The organism is Streptomyces sp. NBC_01320 (assembly GCF_035974375.1).
Lineage (GTDB): Bacteria > Actinomycetota > Actinomycetes > Streptomycetales > Streptomycetaceae > Streptomyces > Streptomyces yanii.
Map to the genome: position 1 here is coordinate 7546299 of NZ_CP108390.1, position 18672 is coordinate 7564970.

16 protein-coding genes are annotated in these 18672 nt (G+C 69.0%); 14 read left to right on the forward strand and 2 right to left on the reverse strand.

Going from position 1 to position 18672, the window contains the following annotated elements; genetic code table 11:
• The first annotated feature begins 71 nt into the window (after window positions 1-71).
• The 10 genes from rplU (at window position 72) to OG395_RS34300 (ending at window position 11679) form a co-directional block, all read left to right on the forward strand.
• The gene (gene rplU, locus OG395_RS34255) at window positions 72-392 is read left to right on the forward strand and encodes a 50S ribosomal protein L21 (protein WP_030921216.1); all 321 of its coding nucleotides are present in this window, start codon (window positions 72-74) and stop codon (window positions 390-392) included.
• Between the two features lie 14 nt (window positions 393-406).
• Window positions 407-664 (forward strand): 50S ribosomal protein L27, encoded by a 258-nt coding sequence (gene rpmA, locus OG395_RS34260; protein ID WP_116211787.1) that lies wholly within the window; start codon window positions 407-409, stop codon window positions 662-664.
• A 164-nt stretch (window positions 665-828) separates the two neighbouring features.
• A complete protein-coding gene (obgE, locus tag OG395_RS34265; RefSeq protein WP_327246378.1) occupies window positions 829-2265 on the forward strand; it encodes a GTPase ObgE in 1437 nt (478 codons plus the stop codon).
• A gap of 360 nt (window positions 2266-2625) precedes the next feature.
• Entirely contained in the window at window positions 2626-4125 is a 1500-nt protein-coding gene (locus tag OG395_RS34270) for a bifunctional cytidylyltransferase/SDR family oxidoreductase (RefSeq protein ID WP_327246379.1), read from the forward strand.
• 135 nt (window positions 4126-4260) lie between these two features.
• Window positions 4261-6306 carry a hypothetical protein gene (locus OG395_RS34275; protein ID WP_327246380.1) on the forward strand — a complete coding sequence of 682 codons (2046 nt, stop codon included), beginning with the start codon at window positions 4261-4263 and terminating at the stop codon, window positions 6304-6306.
• Window positions 6307-6454: 148 nt separating this feature from the next.
• A complete protein-coding gene (locus tag OG395_RS34280; protein WP_327249542.1) occupies window positions 6455-7672 on the forward strand; it encodes a glycosyltransferase family 2 protein in 1218 nt (405 codons plus the stop codon).
• Window positions 7673-7784: 112 nt separating this feature from the next.
• Complete coding sequence (locus OG395_RS34285) at window positions 7785-8855, forward strand: glucose-1-phosphate thymidylyltransferase (RefSeq protein WP_327246381.1); 1071 nt, start codon at window positions 7785-7787, stop codon at window positions 8853-8855.
• A complete protein-coding gene (rfbB, locus tag OG395_RS34290) occupies window positions 8852-9838 on the forward strand; it encodes a dTDP-glucose 4,6-dehydratase (protein WP_327246382.1) in 987 nt (328 codons plus the stop codon). The genes OG395_RS34285 and rfbB overlap by 4 nt, the downstream gene beginning before the upstream one ends.
• Window positions 9835-10719 carry a dTDP-4-dehydrorhamnose reductase gene (rfbD, locus tag OG395_RS34295; RefSeq protein ID WP_327246383.1) on the forward strand — a complete coding sequence of 295 codons (885 nt, stop codon included), beginning with the start codon at window positions 9835-9837 and terminating at the stop codon, window positions 10717-10719. The genes rfbB and rfbD overlap by 4 nt, the downstream gene beginning before the upstream one ends.
• A 165-nt stretch (window positions 10720-10884) precedes the next feature.
• The gene (locus OG395_RS34300) at window positions 10885-11679 is read left to right on the forward strand and encodes a class I SAM-dependent methyltransferase (RefSeq protein ID WP_327246384.1); all 795 of its coding nucleotides are present in this window, start codon (window positions 10885-10887) and stop codon (window positions 11677-11679) included.
• 72 nt (window positions 11680-11751) lie between these two features.
• Here OG395_RS34300 and rfbC read toward each other — a convergent pair whose 3' ends face one another.
• Both rfbC and OG395_RS34310 read right to left on the reverse strand, forming a co-directional pair.
• Window positions 11752-12351 (reverse strand): dTDP-4-dehydrorhamnose 3,5-epimerase, encoded by a 600-nt coding sequence (rfbC, locus tag OG395_RS34305; protein ID WP_327246385.1) that lies wholly within the window; start codon window positions 12349-12351, stop codon window positions 11752-11754.
• A gap of 51 nt (window positions 12352-12402) precedes the next feature.
• Window positions 12403-14442, reverse strand: a complete 2040-nt coding sequence (locus tag OG395_RS34310; RefSeq protein ID WP_327246386.1) for a glycosyltransferase family 2 protein — start codon at window positions 14440-14442, stop codon at window positions 12403-12405.
• 391 nt (window positions 14443-14833) lie between these two features.
• Here OG395_RS34310 and proB point away from each other — a divergent pair, with 391 nt between their 5' ends.
• The 4 genes from proB (at window position 14834) to OG395_RS34330 (ending at window position 18625) form a co-directional block, all read left to right on the forward strand.
• Complete coding sequence (gene proB / locus OG395_RS34315) at window positions 14834-15940, forward strand: glutamate 5-kinase (RefSeq protein WP_327249543.1); 1107 nt, start codon at window positions 14834-14836, stop codon at window positions 15938-15940.
• Between the two features lie 144 nt (window positions 15941-16084).
• Entirely contained in the window at window positions 16085-16597 is a 513-nt protein-coding gene (locus OG395_RS34320) for a hypothetical protein (RefSeq protein WP_327246387.1), read from the forward strand.
• Window positions 16598-16676: 79 nt separating this feature from the next.
• Complete coding sequence (locus tag OG395_RS34325; RefSeq protein ID WP_327246388.1) at window positions 16677-17960, forward strand: glutamate-5-semialdehyde dehydrogenase; 1284 nt, start codon at window positions 16677-16679, stop codon at window positions 17958-17960.
• Between the two features lie 65 nt (window positions 17961-18025).
• Entirely contained in the window at window positions 18026-18625 is a 600-nt protein-coding gene (locus tag OG395_RS34330; protein ID WP_327246389.1) for an SCO2584 family spore wall biosynthesis protein, read from the forward strand.
• Window positions 18626-18672: the final 47 nt, after the last annotated feature.

The following is an 18672-nucleotide window of genomic DNA, read 5'->3' on the forward strand; positions in this document are numbered from 1 at the left end:
ATCGCCGCAGGTTTCGGCCTGCGCGAGCGGCTGGCATCAGGGGACCCGTTCCGAGTGAGAGAGAGATCCGCGTGTACGCCATCGTGCGCAGCGGTGGCCGCCAGCACAAGGTTGCTGTCGGTGACATCGTTGAGGTTGACAAGATTTCCACTGCCCAGGTTGGCGACACGGTCGAGCTCTCGACCCTGCTCGTGGTCGACGGCGACGCCGTGACCAGCGACCCGTGGGTGCTTGCCGGGATCAAGGTCCAGGCCGAGGTCGTGGACCACCACAAGGGCGCGAAGATCGACATCCTTCGCTACAAGAACAAGACCGGCTACCGCCGTCGCCAGGGTCACCGTCAGCAGTACACGGCGATCAAGGTCACCGGTATCCCCGCGGCTGCGAAGTAAGGGACTGAGGAGACATGGCACACAAGAAGGGCGCATCGTCCACCCGGAACGGGCGCGATTCCAACGCTCAGCGGCTCGGCGTCAAGCGCTTCGGCGGCCAGGCCGTCAACGCCGGTGAGATCCTGGTCCGCCAGCGCGGCACCCACTTCCACCCGGGCACGGGCGTCGGCCGTGGCGGCGACGACACGCTGTTCGCGCTCGCCGCTGGTGCGGTGCAGTTCGGCACCCACCGTGGCCGCAAGGTCGTGAACATCGTTCCGATCGCCGAGTAATTTCGGCGCTCGTCGAGCGGTTTCTGCGGAGGCGGACCTCACTTCCCGTACGGGAAGCGGGTCCGCCTTTCGCGTGTTTCTCCTGTGAGAGACAGCTTCTGTCCCCACCGGGACAGCATGAGCTTTGAGTCATTTCTGCATGTAAGTAACTGGAGGTTTCCACCATGACCACCTTCGTGGACCGCGTCGAGCTGCATGCCGCCGCGGGTAACGGAGGCCACGGCTGTGCCTCCGTTCACCGTGAGAAGTTCAAGCCGCTCGGCGGTCCCGACGGCGGCAACGGCGGCCGTGGCGGCGATGTGACCCTGGTCGTCGACCAGGACGTCACCACGCTTCTCGACTATCACCACAGCCCTCACCGCAAGGCCACTAACGGTCAGCCCGGTGCGGGCGACAACCGTTCCGGCAAGGACGGCCAGGACCTGATCCTGCCCGTTCCCGACGGCACGGTCGTCCTCGACAAGGACGGCAACGTGCTCGCCGACCTGGTCGGCCAGGGCACCACGTTCGTGGCCGGGCAGGGCGGCCGTGGCGGCCTCGGCAACGCCGCACTCGCCTCCGCCCGCCGCAAGGCCCCCGGCTTCGCGCTGCTCGGCGAGCCGGGCGAGTCCCGGGACATCGTCCTGGAGCTCAAGACCGTCGCCGACGTCGCACTGGTGGGCTACCCGAGCGCGGGCAAGTCCTCGCTCATCTCCGTCCTGTCCGCGGCCAAGCCGAAGATCGCCGACTACCCGTTCACCACGCTCGTCCCGAACCTGGGCGTGGTCACCGCGGGCGGCACCGTCTACACCATCGCCGACGTCCCCGGGCTGATCCCCGGCGCCAGCCAGGGCAAGGGCCTCGGCCTGGAGTTCCTGCGGCACGTCGAGCGCTGCTCGGTCCTCGTGCACGTACTGGACACCGCGACGCTGGAGTCCGACCGCGACCCGGTCTCCGACCTCGACATCATCGAGGAGGAGCTGAAGCAGTACGGCGGACTGGAGGACCGGCCCCGCATCGTCGTCCTCAACAAGATCGACATCCCGGACGGCCAGGATCTCGCCGACATGATCCGCCCGGAGCTCGAGGCGCGTGGCTACCGTGTCTTCGAGGTGTCCGCCGTCGCGCATATGGGCCTGAAGGAGCTCTCCTTCGCGCTCGCCGGTGTGATCGCCGAGGCGCGCGCCGCCAAGCCGGTGGAGGAGGCGACCCGCATCGTCATCCGCCCGAAGGCCGTGGACGACGCGGGCTTCACCGTCACGCTGGAGGAGGACGGCATCTACCGGGTGCGCGGCGAGAAGCCGGAGCGCTGGGTCCGTCAGACCGACTTCAACAACGACGAGGCCGTCGGCTATCTCGCCGACCGGCTCAACCGGCTCGGGGTCGAGGACGAGCTGATGAAGGCCGGTGCCCGGGCGGGCGACGGCGTGGCCATCGGCGCCGAGGACAACGCGGTCGTCTTCGACTGGGAGCCGACCGTGGCGGCGGGTGCGGAGATGCTCGGCCGGCGCGGTGAGGACCACCGCCTCGAAGCTCCTCGTCCGGCGGCCCAGCGCCGTCGCGACCGCGAGGCGGAGCGTGACGAGGTGCAGCGCGAGTTCGACGACTTCAACCCGTTCTAGAGTGCGACGAGTTCTGGCCGTTCCGGACGACGGGTTCAGCCCGTTCCGGACGGGTCGCACACGGTGCGGCGGGTCGTGGTGGTAGATCTGTACCGGCGGCCCGCCCCTGTGGTGCCCCTGCACCTGGAGTCGCCGCCCGTCGCGGCCAGTGGCCAGGAATCCCGCTCACGGGTGATTCATACCGCTCAACCGTGTGGTGTCGGTCACCCGGCAGGGAAGCGTCGATTCCGGTATTCGCCCTGATCGCAAGGCAACGGCAGGTGTCCACGGGGCGTGCAGCAGCCGACGTTCACCTTGCGAGACGGTAACGGAGAGTGCAACCATCGCTGTATCTCCCAGCCCTCGCAAGGTAGGTCGTCTGTGTCTGCTCAGCACATAGCTAAAGCCCGAACCACAGCAGTCGTGCTCGCCGGCGGTACCGGCCAGCGCGTGGGGCTGTCGATCCCCAAGCAGCTGCTGAAGATCGCAGGCAAGGCTGTCATCGAGCACACACTGTCGATCTTCCAGCAGGCCGACTCCATCGACGACATCATCGTTCTGATGGCGCCGGGCTATGTGCCCGACGTCGAGAAGATCATCGCCAAGGCCGGTCTGACCAAGGTCACCAAGGTGATCGAGGGCGGCGCCACGCGCAACGAGACCACCGAGCGCGCCATCGCGGCCCTCGGCGAGGGCCTGGCCGAGGGCGAGGACCGCAACGTCCTCTTCCACGACGCCGTGCGCCCCTTGCTGTCGCAGCGCGTCATCCAGGACTGCGTGGACGCCCTGGACCGCTACCAGGCCGTCGACGTCGCCATCCCGTCCGCGGACACGATCATCGTGACCCGCACCCACGGCGGTGACGGCGAGTTCATCACCGACGTGCCCGACCGGTCCCGGCTGCGCCGTGGCCAGACGCCGCAGGCCTTCAAGCTCTCCACGATCCGCCGCGCCTACGAGGTCGCCGCGGGCGACCCGAACTTCCAGGCCACCGACGACTGCTCGGTCGTGCTGAAGTACCTCCCCGACGTGCCGATCTACGTCGTGGCGGGCGACGAGTACAACATGAAGGTCACCCAGCCGGTCGACGTCTTCATCGCGGACAAGCTCTTCCAGCTGGCCTCGACGGCTGTCCCGCAGCCGGCCGACGACGCCGCCTATCGCGAACTGCTCACCGGCAAGACCCTGGTCGTCTTCGGCGGCTCGTACGGGATCGGCGCGGACATCGCGACGCTCGCCGAGTCCTACGGCGCCAACGTCTACGCCCTGGGCCGCTCCACCACCGGTACGCACGTGGAGAACCCCGAACACGTCGACGAGGCTCTCTCCAAGGCTTACGCGGACACCGGCCGCGTCGACTACGTGATCAACACCGCGGGCGTACTGCGCATCGGCAAGCTGGCCGAGACGGACAGCGCAACCATCCAGGAAGCGCTGAACGTCAACTACCTGGCGCCCGTGCAGATCGCCCGCGCCTCGTACAAGTACCTCGTGGAGACCAAGGGCCAGCTGCTGCTCTACACCTCCAGCAGCTACACCCGCGGACGCGCGGAGTACAGCCTCTATTCGTCGACCAAGGCCGCCATGGTCAACCTGACCCAGGCGCTCTCGGACGAGTGGGCGGGCGACGGAGTGCGGGTGAACTGCGTGAACCCCGAGCGCACCGCGACCCCGATGCGCACCAAGGCGTTCGGCGACGAACCCGCGGGCACGCTGCTCTCCTCCGAGGCGGTCGCCCGCACCTCGCTCGACGTACTGCTCTCCGAGATGACCGGCCACGTCATCGACGTACGTCAGCAGGACCCGACCCGTGGCGCATCCGAGGCATCCGGCTTCGAACAGGCGCTTGCCGCTGTCCTGGATCGGCAGGCGGATGTGTAATACTGCTTGACAATCGACTATTCGGACCCCTGTTGTCGCTCGCGCGAACCGCAGGGGTCCGAATTCGTGAAGGTCTTCTTCACATTTCCCTCGTAAGGTAAAAAAAGTCGGCACCCTTTTCGGAAGCGGTACTTCGTGATTTCGAAAGCCATTCGCTTGGCTCGTGTGGGCAGCGGTTCGGAGCTGGCCGCCGCGCTCCTCATGGCTCTGGGGTTCCCGTGCATAATGCTCGCGGCGATAATCCCCAATCTGTGGTTCTTCATCGTGGCAGCAGCGGCGACGTACCTGGCGGACCGGTATCTGCACAACTGCGGCAGCTACCTGATCAACCGCCTGGCTGCCGTCCGAGCCGGGCTCTCGATCCGCTTCCTGGTGCGCCAGCTGCTGTTGATCCTGCTGCTCTCCCGCATGGGATACGGCGAGGAGACGCTCTTCTACGTGACGATCGCCTGCCTGCTGGCCTTCTACGGTCTCCAGGCGCCGCAGGGCGCGATGGTCGCCCTCATCCGGCTGCGCCGCAAGCTTCCGGTGGTCACCCTCAACGTCGACCTCGAAGCCGCGCGGATTCCGGACGCCCCGCCGCAGCTGCTGATGAACCGGCCTGCGGAGAAGATGCTGCACCTGGACGTCTTCGCGATGATCGGCGTCCTGGCCGCGATCGAGACCGGCAGCCACGGGCTCGCCTACGTGGGACTCGGGCTCACGCTCGTCCTCGCGGTCGGCTATCTGGCAGCGCTCCTTCCCCATGTCCGGCCGAGCCGCCTCGCGCCGCCCGACGCCAAGGTGCTCAAGGCCGTGGGCGACTGGCTCGGTGAGTACCAGCCGACGGTGATGCTGTACTTCTCCGGCTCGAAGGAATCGGCCTACCAGGTCAACATGTGGCTGGAAACGATGGCGCAGCTCGGCGGCCGGCCGCTCATCCTGCTGCGGGAGCGCACCATGGTCCCGCAGCTGAACACGACCTCGGTGCCGGTGCTCTGCGTGCCCGGCGGCGTGCACCTGATGAACCTGAACCTGTCGTCGGTGCGGGTTGCCCTCTACGCCGCCAACGTCGGCAAGAACATCCACCTGCTGCGGGTGCCGACCATGAAGCACGTCTTCATCGGTCACGGCGACAGCGACAAGCTCGCCAGCGTCAACCCGTACAGCAAGGTCTACGACGAGGTGTGGACCGCGGGCCGGGCCGGCCGCGACCGTTATGCGCTGGCCGACGTCGGCGTACGGGACGAGGACATCGTCGAGGTGGGCCGTCCCCAGCTGGCCACCATCAAGCCGTGGACCGGCGCGCCGAAGAACCCGATCCCGACCGTGCTGTACGCGCCCACCTGGGAGGGCTGGGACGACAACCCGGGGAACACCTCGCTGCTGCTGGCCGGCGAGAACATCGTCCGGCGGCTGCTGGAGGCCGAGCCGCCGGTCCGGCTGCTGTACAAGCCGCACCCCTTCACCGGTACCCGCAGCCGTGCGGCCAAGGCCGTGCATCTGCGCATCACCGCGATGATCGAGGAGGACGCCGCCAAGCGTGCCACCGACCCGCGCTGGGCGACGGAATCGGCCGCCCTGCAAGGCGAGCGCGCCGCGGCGCAGTCCGAGCTGGCCCGCATCGAGGCGCAGCTGGCCGCGGAGCCGAGTGGCGGCCGTGTGGCCCGGGACGAGGCGGAGCTCTCCCGGGACTCGCTCGCGGACCCGGCGCGCGAGGCCGAGACCGCGAAGCTGAAGGACGAGTGGAACGCCGCGTTCTGGCGCTCGCTGGGCTGGTGGGAGCACAAGGTCATCTCCGGCTCGCAGATGCGTCTGTACGACTGCTTCAACGAGTCGGACGGCATGGTCTCGGACATCTCCAGCGTGGTGTCCGACTTCATCGCGAGCGGCAAGCCGTACGCGGTCACGGACTCCGCCGAGCTGGGCGAGGACGAGTTCCGTCGGCAGAACACCGCGGTGCGTGCCGCGGTGATCCTCTCCAACGCGGCGACCGAGCTGGATGCCCTGCTCGGCGCGGTGGTCGACGAGAGCGCGGACACGCTGGCGGACGCCCGTCGTGAGCTGAAGCGGTATCTGCTCGGCCCGGACGAGCCCACGTCCATCGTGCAGTTCGACGCGGCCGTGACGGCGCTCGCCGCCAAGTCGGAAGCGCGGAACAGCGGTGTGGCGATCAGCCTGGGCGAGCCCGTGAACGGCTGAAAAGCGCCGCAACCTATACAGGTTCACCAAGGCCCGGTAAAGACCCTGACGGGATTTGCCGGGCCTTTGTGATGAGTGTCACCATTCACGCGTCGAGTGTCGGGCAACCAACGGGTCGCGTCGGCTGTCTTCTGTGGGTGTGAACGAGATGCAAATTCCTGACGTGACGGTGATCGTCGGAGCGTATGAGGCAATGCCGTACCTCGTGCGCTGTCTCGAATCCGTGGAGTCCCAGAGCATCGGCGCCGGCCGGATCGAAATCGTCGCGGTCGACGACGGTTCGACCGATGGCACCGGCGAATACCTGGAGGAATTCGCCGCCCGCTCCGCGGTGCCGACGAGAGTCGTGCGTCAGGCGAACTCCGGCGGCCCGAGCGGCCCGCGCAACGTGGGGCTCGGCATGGCGCGCGGCCGCTATGTCTTCTTCCTCGACGCCGACGACTACTTCGGCGACGAGGCTCTGGAGCGGATGGTCGCCACGGCCGACCGGGCCGGCACCGATGTGGTGCTCGGAAAGGTGGTCGGCGTCAACCGGGGAGCGCCCCAGTCGATGTGGAACGCCACCAAGGACCGGGTCGACGTATACAACTCCAAGGTCATATACACGCTGAGTGCGCAGAAGCTCTTCCGGCGGGAATTGCTGGAACGGCTCGCGCTCCGATTCGACGAAGATCTCCGGACCGGCGAGGACGCCCTGTTCACCCTGGAGGCCTATCTGCGAGGCGCCGGAATCTCCGTGATCTCCGACTACATCTGCTATTACCTGGTCGGCCGCGACGACGGAAAGCACGTCACCAAGAGCGGCACCTATGAATGGCGCTTCGATTCCATGCGGGCGATGATGGAGCTCATTCACCGGCTCGAACCCGCAGGTCCGAGGCGTGATTTTCTGATGGTCCGGCCCTTCACGGTCGGCATGCTGCAGCAGTTCGGTCCTCGCGTGCTCAAGGAGTCGCCGGAGGTGCGTCGCCACAAGATGGAGCTCGCGGCGCCCCTGATGGACGCGTACTGGAACGACGGCGTGGCCCGGCGGATCAAGGTGGCCGAGCGGCTGCGGTTCGCCTGCGTCGCCAAGGGGCGTACCGATCTGCTCGTCGACCACCTGGAGTACCTCCGGGCGAAGACCGTTCCGGACGTGATCCGTTCGCGCGGGGGCGACAAGCTCTATCTCGCGTACCCGCACTTCCGTGACCGGTCGGCCGGGCTCCCCGACTCCGTTTTCGAGGTCACCGTGCCCGACTGGCACGGCGGCAAGCGCATCGAGCAGCCCGCGGCCGCGGCTCGCCGGGCGTCGCTCTCCCGGCGGGTGGCGCGCCGTATGCGCAGGGACGTCCGGCGCTTGAAGTCGCGCCTGAGCGCGGGCTGAACGGCCGCTCGACCCGCGGATTTCCCCCGAATCGCGGGGGGATTCTCAGTAAAATCGCCCAGAAGGTCGCGCCGCGCGACAGGACCGACATCTCACCATGAGGACTGGTCACGTGAAGGCTCTCGTACTGTCCGGAGGGGCGGGCACCCGCCTCCGCCCCATCACGCACACCTCGGCCAAACAGCTGGTCCCCGTGGCGAACAAGCCGGTGCTGTTCTACGGCCTGGAAGCGATCGCGGAGGCCGGCATCACCGAAGTCGGCATCATCGTGGGCGACACGGCCGAGGAGATCCGCGAGGCGGTCGGCGACGGTTCCCGGTTCGGCCTCGATGTCACCTACATCCCGCAGGCCGAGCCGCTCGGGCTCGCGCACGCGGTGCTGATCGCCCGCGACTTCCTGGGCGACGACGACTTCGTGATGTACCTCGGTGACAACTTCATCGTCGGCGGGATCGCCGGTCTGGTCGAGGAGTTCCGGGCGGACCGGCCCGAGGCCCAGATCCTGCTGACCCGGGTGCCCAATCCGACCGCGTTCGGTGTCGCCGAACTCGACGGCGACGGCCGGGTGGTGGCCCTGGAGGAGAAGCCGAAGAGGCCCAAGAGCGATCTTGCGCTCGTCGGCGTCTATCTCTTCACACCCGCCGTCCACGAGGCGGTGCGCTCGATCCAGCCTTCCTGGCGTGGCGAGTTGGAGATCACGCACGCCATCCAGTGGCTGATCGACCAGCGGCGCGACGTCCGCTCCACCACCATCCGCGGGTACTGGAAGGACACCGGCAATGTCACCGACATGCTGGAGGTCAACCGGACCGTGCTGGAGACCGTCGAGCCGTCCGTCGAGGGCGCCGACGTCGACGACAGCAGCGAGATCATCGGCCGGGTCCGGATCGAGGCAGGCGCCAAGGTCACCGGCAGCAGGATCGTCGGCCCCGTGATCATCGGGTCGGGATCGGTGATCAGCGGCGCGTACGTCGGTCCGTTCACCTCGATCGCGCAGAACTGCCGGATCGAGGACAGCGAGATCGAGTACTCCATCGTTCTGCAGGGCGCCTCCATCGCCGGTGTCCGGCGCGTCGAGGCGTCGCTCATCGGCCATGACGTCGAAGTGACCCCCGCGCCCCGATCCCCGTCCGCTCACCGACTCGTGCTCGGCGACCACAGCAAGGTGCAGATCTCCTCATGACGACCAACATCTTGGTGACCGGAGGGGCCGGTTTCATCGGTTCGCACTACGTCCGTACGGTGCTCGGCCCGCAGGGGCCCGGCGATGTCGCCGTCACCGTGCTCGACAAGCTCACCTACGCCGGCAACCCGGCCAATCTCGACGAGGTCCGCGGGCACCCCGGCTTCGCCTTCGTGCAGGGCGACATCTGCGACGTCGAGCTGGTCTCCAAGCTGATGGCCGAGCACGACCAGGTGGTGCACTTCGCCGCCGAGTCGCACGTGGACCGGTCCATCGACGGCGGTGCCGAGTTCGTCCGTACGAATGTGGTGGGCACCCACACCCTGATCCACGCCGCACACCTGGCGGGCATCAGGACCTTCGTGCACATCTCGACCGACGAGGTCTACGGTTCGATCGACGAGGGCTCCTGGCCCGAGACCGACCCGCTGGCGCCCAACTCGCCGTACTCCGCGGCCAAGGCATCCAGCGACCTGATCGCCCTCTCGTACCACCGCACCCACGGCCTCGACGTGCGGGTGACCCGCTGCTCCAACAACTACGGGCACCACCACTTCCCCGAGAAGGTCATCCCGCTGTTCGTCACCAACCTGCTGGACGGCAGGACGGTCCCGCTGTACGGAGACGGCGCCAACGTCCGCGACTGGCTGCACATCGACGACCACGTCCAGGGCATCGAACTGGTCCGCACGAAGGGCCGGGCCGGCGAGGTATACAACATCGGCGGTGGCACCGAGCTCTCCAACAAGGAACTCACCGGCCTGCTGCTGGACGCCTGCGGCGCCGACTGGGACACCAGCGTCACCTACGTCGAGGACCGCAAAGGCCACGACCGCCGCTACTCCGTCGACTGCACGAAGATCCGCGAGGAGCTCGGCTACGAGCCCCGCAAGGACTTCCGCACGGGACTCGCGGAAACCGTGCAGTGGTACCGCGACAACCGTGCCTGGTGGGAGCCGCTGAAGAGCAGGGCCGCCCTGTGAGCGCCGCCTGGCTGGTGACCGGAGCCGCCGGGATGCTCGGCCAGGACGTCCTGGCCCGGCTCGCCGACGAGGGCCTCACCGCGGTCGCCGCCGACCGCGCGGCCATGGACATCACCGACCCCGCCTCGGTGCGGGCGGGCTTCGAGCGGCATCGCCCCGCCGTTGTCGTGAACTGCGCCGCCTGGACCGCCGTCGACGACGCCGAGTCCCAGGAGGACGCGGCGCTGCGGGTCAACGGCACGGGCCCGGAGGTCCTTGCCACCGCCTGCCGCGAATACGGCACGGTCCTCCTCCAGGTCTCGACCGACTACGTCTTCGCCGGGGACGCCGAGAAGCCGTACCCGGAGGACGCCGCGACCGGCCCACGCAGCGCCTACGGGCGGACCAAACTGGCGGGGGAGCATGCGGTCCTGGAGACCCTTCCGGACACCGGTTACGTCGTCCGCACCGCCTGGCTGTACGGCGCGGGCGGCCCCAACTTCGTCCGTACGATGATCAAACTGGAGGGAGTCAAGGACACCCTCGACGTGGTCGACGACCAGCGCGGACAACCCACCTGGACCGCCGACCTGGCAGACCTGCTGGTCCGGCTCGGGCAGGCCGCCCTGGCAGGGACCGCCCCCGCGGGCGTCTACCACGGCACCAGCGGCGGTGAGACGACATGGTTCGGCTTCACCCGGGAGATCTTCCGGCTCCTGGGCGCCGACCCGGCGCGCGTCCGCCCCACCACCAGCGACGCCTTCGTCCGGCCGGCGCCCCGGCCCGCGTTCAGCGTGCTCGGGCACGACTGCTGGGCAGCGGCCGGAATGGAACCGGTCCGCGACTGGCGGGAGGCACTGGCGGAGGCATTTCCGGCACTGCTCCGCGCGGAACGCCCTTGATCATCCGATGATCGCACCGATAACCGGCCGCCAACTGGCCTCTTGCATTCCGCTCGCGGGAGACCCCAGGTGTTAACACTGGAAGAACGCTTACGCCACAGTGCATTCATAGGGTAACTTCGCCGGGAATCGGACCAGTTGATTTCTGTCGAAGGGCCGCTCCACGTGAACCGCCATGAGTTTCTGCGTCACATGCACCGTGTCTACCGGCCCCGGAACTATCTGGAGATCGGGGTCAACGACGGCAGGAGCCTGGCCCTTTCGCGGGTGCCCTCCGTCGCCGTCGACCCGGCCTTCCGCGTGGTGACGGACATCAGCTGCGACGTCCACCTGGTCAAGGCGACGAGCGACGCCTTCTTCGCCCGCAAGGACCCGCTGATCCACCTGCGCAACGGCCGCAACCCGTTCCGCGCACTCGCCCGCCGGGACCCGCTCAATGTGCTCGGCGGGGACCCCAAGCTGGAACTCTCCTTCATCGACGGCATGCATCTCTTCGAGTACGCGTTGCGCGACTTCATGAACGTCGAACGGCATTCCCGCTGGTCGAGCGTGATCGTTCTCGACGACATGCTGCCGCGCAATGTCGACGAGGCGGCCCGGGACCGGCACACCAAATTCTGGACCGGCGATGTCTACAAGGTGGTGCAGGTGCTGCGCCGATACCGCCCCGACCTGGTGGTCGTCGAGATCGATACGGCACCGACCGGAGTGGTCGCCGTGTTCGGTGCCGATCCGGAGAGCGACATTCTGAAGAACGCGTACGACAAGATCATCGAGGAATATGTCGTACCCGATCCGCAGGACGTGCCCGAAGAGGTGCTGGTGCGCAAGACCGCAGTCCGGCCCGAGACGCTGCTCGGAGCCGACTTCTGGCCCGCGCTGACCCGGGCCCGCAATCTGCGCCGTCCCCGCTCGGCGTTCACGTCGCTGCGCGGGCGTATCGAGGCCGTCGCGGGCTGAGAGTCTGCGCGGACGGAGAAGCCCCCGTGATCCCTCCCGGACCACGGGGGCTTTCGCTGCGCCGCCGCCCGTTCAGCCCCGGGCGCGCAGCTGCGCGTAGTACGCCCGGCACGCCTCGTACGAAGGAAGCAGGCCCTGCTTCTCGGCCTCGGCCAGCGAAGGGGCGGCGGCGTCCTTCTCCGAGAGCAGCGGGGTGATGCCCTCGGGCCACTCGATCGACAGCTCCGGGTCGAGCGGGTCGATGCCGTGCTCACGGCCGGGCGCGTACCCCTCGGAGCACAGATAGACGACCGTCGCGTCGTCCGTCAGCGCCATGAACGAGTGTCCGAGCCCCTCGGCGAGGTAGACCGCGTGATGGTCCATGTCGTCGAGGCGTACGGCCTCCCACTGCTTGTACGTGGGGGAGCCGACCCGGATGTCCACGATGACGTCGAGCACCGCGCCGCGCACGCACTTGACGTACTTCGCCTGGCTCGGCGGCACATCGGCGAAGTGGATACCGCGCAGCGTGCCGCGGCGGGAGACCGAGAGATTGGCCTGGGCGAGCTGCAGACCGTGGCCTGCGGCCTCGCTGAGCTCGGAGGCCCTGAACCACTCGTGGAAGCTGCCGCGACTGTCCGGGAAGACCTTGGGCTCATGCACCCAGGCGCCTTCGAGAGAGAGCTGCCGCATGCGATCACGTCCTTGTTCCGTGCTGGCTGAGGGGTGGTCCGGGATCCCGGATCAGCTGGTGAATCGGGCGGCCAGGCGACGCGCCCGCTTGCGGCCGCCGGGCGGGAGCCTGCGGACGAGCGGGCCGCCGACCGCGCGCAGCGCCCGCCGCAGCGCCGCCCTCCGGCGCTTCGTGCCGACCTCCGCCATGATCGCGGCGTCGACCTCGGGCAGGGCCGGGTCGAGGTGGATCCGGCCGCGGCCGCCGACGGTGACGTCGCAGAGCGGGAGCGCGGGGCCGTCCTCGCCGTCGAGCCGGACCGAGAGCTTCCAGTTGCCCGTCGCGACGCCCCGCGCACGTCCGGGCACCATCAGATGCGCGCGGCCCTCGGTGGGGTGCAGCGAGGTCCGTACCGTGCGGACGGCGCCGGTTGTCCCGTCGGCCGGGCTCAGGACCAGCTGGGCGCCGGAGACGGCGGTGGCAGCGGTGGTGAAGAGGTCCAGCCGCAGCTCCGGCCGGCTGCCCGGCGTCCGCAGCACCGGACGGCCCGCGAGATGGTCGGCCAGCTTCTTGCTGCGCCGGGCGACATCGAGCGTGAGGTTGCCGTGCGGATCGGTGAAGTACGGGATGACGGCGCGCGCCGGCGACCCGAGGGAGGCGGGCAGACAGGCGGCTTCCACGCCTTCGGCGCGGTCGGCGCCGAGCCGGGCCTTGCGGACCAGACCCAGTCCACGCAGTGGCACCCAGACGTCCCAGAAGCCGCGCGACACCCGCCCGCGGCCCTTGACCGCCTCGGTGGACAGATGGCCGCTGCCGTGCAGGACGACTTCGCAGACGTCGTCTCCGAGCTCTTCCATCTCCGTGGTGAACGTCGCCGGGCAGGGCCACTCGACGGCCGTCTCGCGATTGCGGAGCGAGAGTTCGGCGGAGAAGCCGTCGAGGTCGTCGGTGATGTCCAGCAGTCCGCCGTCGGCCTGCAGCCCGTCGGCGAGCTCGGGGTGCAGGTAGTAGCGGCCCTCGCGGCGCAGCAGCCGCACCGGGGCCCGGTCCTCGCCGTGGACCAGCCGGGCGCTGACGGTGATCGCGATCCTGCCGTCCGGCTGCCAGGCGAACGTCTCCAGCTGTGCCGCCGCCGTGACGGACGAGGCGAAGCGCGCGATGCGGAGGAGACCCTGCCGGTCGTCCCCACGCAGCAGTGTCGACCGCGCCCGCAGGACCGGACCCAGGCCGTCGTGCACTCCGTCGCCCATGAAGTCCGTGGCCAGCGGCCGGATGGCGTCGCACATCTCGTCGTAGAACTCCGGCTGGTAGCGCAGCACCGCCGGTTCGCTGAGCCGGCTGAGCATCTCGACGCGGTAGAAGCGGCGCAGCAGCCGGTCCCGGAATTCTCCCGGCTCCGTATGGGCCATGACGACGTCGAGGACCTCGCGGAGGTTCCCGTAGTAGCCGGACGGCACGATCCTCGTCGATCCGGCGTTCTTGCCGTCGTCCCGCTTCGAGTAGTAGTAGCAGGTGTACGTCCCCAGGATGGAGACGACCTTGGCCGGGAAGTACGCCTGCATCATGTAGAGCTGGTCCTCCAGACGGCGCTTCCCCTCGGGGTAGGCGATGCCGTTCTCACGGAGGAATTCCGTACGAAACATCTTGTGCGGTGTGAGGCTGTCGTACAGCGGGGCGTCGTGCAGGGTGCACTTCTCGCGGTTCGTCTTGAACACGCCGTGCGGGACGCCGCGGAAGTTGCTGGCCACCTTGCCGATGACAATGTCCGAGCCGTTGCGTCGGCCCATGTCGTACAGCCGTTCCAGGGCGCCGGAGGCCAGATGGTCGTCCTGGTCCAGGAACTGGACGTATTCACCCTTCGCCTCGGTCACCCCGACGTTGCGGGGCTTTCCCGGCCAGCCGGAATTCGGGATGGTGATCACCCGGAAATGCGGATGCTCCGCGGCCAGCTGCTTGAGGCGGTCAGGAGTGTCGTCCGTCGACCCGTCGTTGACGAAGAGGACTTCGAACTCCCGTGCCGGTAGGGTCTGCCGCAGGAGCGAGTCGATGCAGGGTTCGATGAACCTGCCCGGGTTGTATACCGGAATGACGACACTTACTTTAATTGGCATCGCTACTGTCCCATGGCTGATAGAGGCCCTGTGAGCCGACGGCGGGTGCGGGTCCGCGCGCTGCGGAGAACGGCGATACAGCACCGCCTGCCGTGCACCCTATCGACTGTTGGATGGGCGGCGTGGCCGGATGGTTGCCCAGGGCGGTGGTCAATGATTCGGCGGCCGAAAGGTGCGTACGGATTTGCGAATCATTTGATCTGACCGCTTCCGCTCCGGCGCCCCTCAGGGCAACCGGTCTCCGCTCAATGGCCGAAAAGAGAGAGTGGAGTCCGATTGTCGGGAACGCCTGTTCGGTCCGCGCCCCACGCGGCTCGCGTACCCTGACGGCGAACAGGCGCAGCCGACGGCGAGGACGGGGACAGTGCACGTGGCAGGGGCAAGACAGGGCGTGACCGAGGCGCGCAGGATCGTGGTCAAGGTCGGGTCCTCGTCCCTCACCACCGCGGCCGGAGGCCTGGACGCCGACCGGGTCGACGCACTCGTCGATGTGCTCGCCAAGGTCAGGAGCGGCGGGGAGAAGGAGATCGTCCTCGTCTCCTCCGGCGCCATCGCGGCCGGACTCGCCCCGCTCGGCCTGGTGCGCCGGCCCAAGGACCTGGCCAGGCAGCAGGCCGCGGCCAGCGTCGGCCAGGGGCTGCTCGTCGCCCGCTACACCGCCTCCTTCGCGCGGTACGGCGTACGCGTCGGCCAGGTGCTGCTGACCAGCAACGACACGAGCCGCCGCGCCCACTACCGCAACGCCTACCGCACCCTGGACCAGCTCCTGGAGATGGGCGCGCTCCCGGTCGTCAACGAGAACGACACCGTGGCCACCGACGAGATCCGGTTCGGCGACAACGACCGGCTCGCCGCGCTCGTCGCCCACCTCGTCCGCGCCGACCTGCTGGTTCTCCTCTCCGACGTCGACGGTCTCTACGACGGCGACCCCAGCACCCCCGGCACCACACGCATCGCCGAGGTGACGGGCCCCGCCGACCTGGAGGGCGTCACCATCGGCAGCGCCGGAAAGGCGGGCGTCGGCACCGGCGGCATGGTCACCAAGGTCGAAGCCGCCCGGATCGCCACGGCCGCCGGGGTGCCGGTCGTGCTCACCTCCGCGAGCCGCGCCGCCGCCGCCCTCGCGGGCCGCGACACCGGTACGTACTTCCACCGCACCGGACGCCGCTCGGCCGACCGGTTGCTCTGGCTGGCCCACGCCTCCACCCCGCAGGGATGGCTGACCCTGGACGACGGGGCCGTACGGGCCGTCGTCGAGCGCCACAGCTCGCTCCTCCCGGCCGGGATCGCCGCGGTCGAGGGCGAGTTCAGCGCGGGGGACCCGGTGGAACTGCGCGACCTGCGCGGCCTCCCCGTGGCCCGCGGACTCGTCAACTTCGACGCCAAGGAGATTCCGCAGCTGCTCGGGCGCTCCACCCGTGACCTGGCACGCGAGCTCGGGCCGGCGTACGAGCGCGAGGTCGTACACAGGGACGATCTGGTCCTCCTGCACCACTGACCTGCCCCCTGAATCGGCTGAAAAGTCCGGACTTCCGGCGGAGACCTTCATGAAAACCGCCCCACGCCAGGCCCGGGACTGGTCAACTTTGTAACGGGGACACAGCGGGGTACAGCACAGCAACGCATTCACAGGAGGCCGCCGGTGAGACGAGCGCACCCGGGGGCGCCGCCCCGAGGAACGGGTGGCCGCACCCTGACCAGCGTCGGAGCAGGTGCCGGCTTCGACGGGAACCGGCCCGCGGACAGGACCGTCGACAGGGCCACCGACGGAACCACGGTCCCTGAGCCGGTGGGGGCGAAGGAGGAGCGCACCCAGTCGAAGCTGTGGCACATCACGCTCAGCGTCTCGGGCACCGAGACTCCGCTGAAGGAGGTCAGACGCGCTCTGGAACAGCTCGCGCACGACCACCCCTTCCTGCTGACCAGCCGGTACGCCAACGACCACGCGGAGATCCGCTACTGGGAGGAGGCCCGCGATCTGCACGACGCGGCGGCGGTCGCGCTGCGGCTGTGGGGCGAGCACCGCTCCAGCGCCAAACTGCCACCCTGGGAGATCGTCGGCCTGGAGGTCATCGACCGGGAGACGTACCACCAGCGGATCGCCGAGGGATACGGGCCGCCGCCGGCTGCACCGGTCGGCGTCCACCCGTACTGAACCGGCCCGTTCTGGGACGGTCGTCTCGCATCACGGGATACGTGAGGGATGCCCGCAGTGTGCGCACTACCCTGCGGGCATGACCACGCTTTCGCCGTACGACAACATGTCCCCGGTCGCCCAGGCCGCCTACCGGGCACGCTCTGCCGCCGCTGACATCGCGCCACTGCCGCGTGCGGCCAAGGACGACGCGCTGCTGGCGATCGCGGACGCGCTGGAAGTGCGGACGAGCGAGATCGTCGAGGCCAACGCCGAAGACGTCGCCCGCGCCCGCGAGGCAGGCACCAGCGAGTCGATCGTCGACCGGCTCACCCTCACCCCCGAGCGGATCCGGGCCATCGCCGCCGATGTGCGACACGTGGCGGCCCTGCCCGACCCGGTCGGCGAAGTGGTGCGCGGCTCGACCCTGCCCAACGGCATCGACCTGCGCCAGGTCCGAGTGCCGCTCGGCGTCGTCGGGATCATCTACGAGGCCCGGCCCAATGTGACGGTCGACGCCGCGGCGCTCTGCCTGAAGTCCGGCAACGCCGTCCTGCTGCGCGGCTCGTCGTCCGCGTACGCCTCCAACACCGCACTCGTCCGGGTGGTGCGCGACGCGGTCGGAGGTTCCGGGCTGCCGGCCGACGCGGTGCAGTTGGTGCCGGGCGAGAGCCGCGACTCGGTGCGTGAACTGATGCGGGCCCGCGGTCTCGTCGACGTACTGATCCCGCGCGGCGGCGCCTCGCTGATCCGTACGGTCGTGGAGGAATCGACGGTTCCGGTCATCGAGACCGGAACCGGCAACTGCCACGTGTACGTGGACGCGCAGACCGACCTCGACATGGCCGTCGAGATCCTGATCAACTCCAAGGCCCAGCGCCCGAGCGTCTGCAACTCCGCCGAGACGCTGCTGGTCCACAAGGACATCGCCGCGGAGTTCATGCCCCGGGCCCTGGACGCGCTGGCCGACGCAGGGGTGACGGTCCACGGTGACGAGCGGGTCCTGGAGTACGCCGACGGGTCCAAGGCCACCGTCGTGGCGGCGACGCCCGAGGACTGGGAGACCGAGTACCTCTCATACGACATCGCGGCAGCCGTCGTCGAATCGCTGGACGCGGCGGTGGCACACATCCGGCTCTGGTCCTCGGGCCACACCGAGGCGATCGTCACCACCTCGCAGGCCGCCGCCCGCCGGTTCACCCAACTGGTGGATTCCACGACGGTCGCCGTAAATGCATCCACCCGGTTCACCGACGGCGGGCAGTTCGGGTTCGGTGCGGAAATCGGGATCTCCACGCAGAAGCTGCATGCCAGGGGCCCGATGGGGCTGCCGGAGCTGACCTCGACGAAGTACATCGTGACCGGTGACGGTCACGTTCGGTGATCTCCGGCCCCGGCGATTTTGCGCTCTCCCTGCCCAAATCCACCCGCCGGGGCTACGCTGAAGCTGTGCCGGACGACGTGGGGGGCAGGCCGTTCCCGGACGGCTGGGAGCCCGACGACGACCGCGGGGGCGCGGACGAGGACTTCGCCTCCGTGGTGTTCGACGAGGACTTCGTCCGGGCCGCCGAGTTCCATGAACCCACCGCGGTGGAGCGGCTGTTGGCCGCTGCCGAGGCGCGCGCCGAGGCCGAGGCGGCCCGAGCCCGCGCAGGTGGCGGCCCCGGCGACGACGATTTCTTCGACGACGGGTACGGCCCGGGTGGCGGCTACGGCCGCGGGAGCCCCTACGGCGACCCGATGGGCCCCGACGGGCTGGGCGATTACGACAACAGTCCCTATGGGCGCCACGGCGGCGCCCTGCGCCCCTACCGAGGTGCCGCGCGCTGGCACCGGCCGGTGGCCTGGCTGCTCGCGCTGCTGATGGGCATCGGCATGGTCGCGCTGGCCTTCAGCGCGGTCTACCGGGGCGCCTCGGCCAACCGGCAGGACCAGGCGCCGCCGCCCGCCTCGACCGGCGTGGACAGCGCACCGGGTGTCGATGCCGCCCCGTCCTCCCCCTCCGGCTATTCCCGGCCTGCGGTCTCCGCGGTGCCGCGCACGCCCTGAAGCGAAGTCGCCCCAGCGCATGAGAACCCGGCCCGAGTTCTCACCCG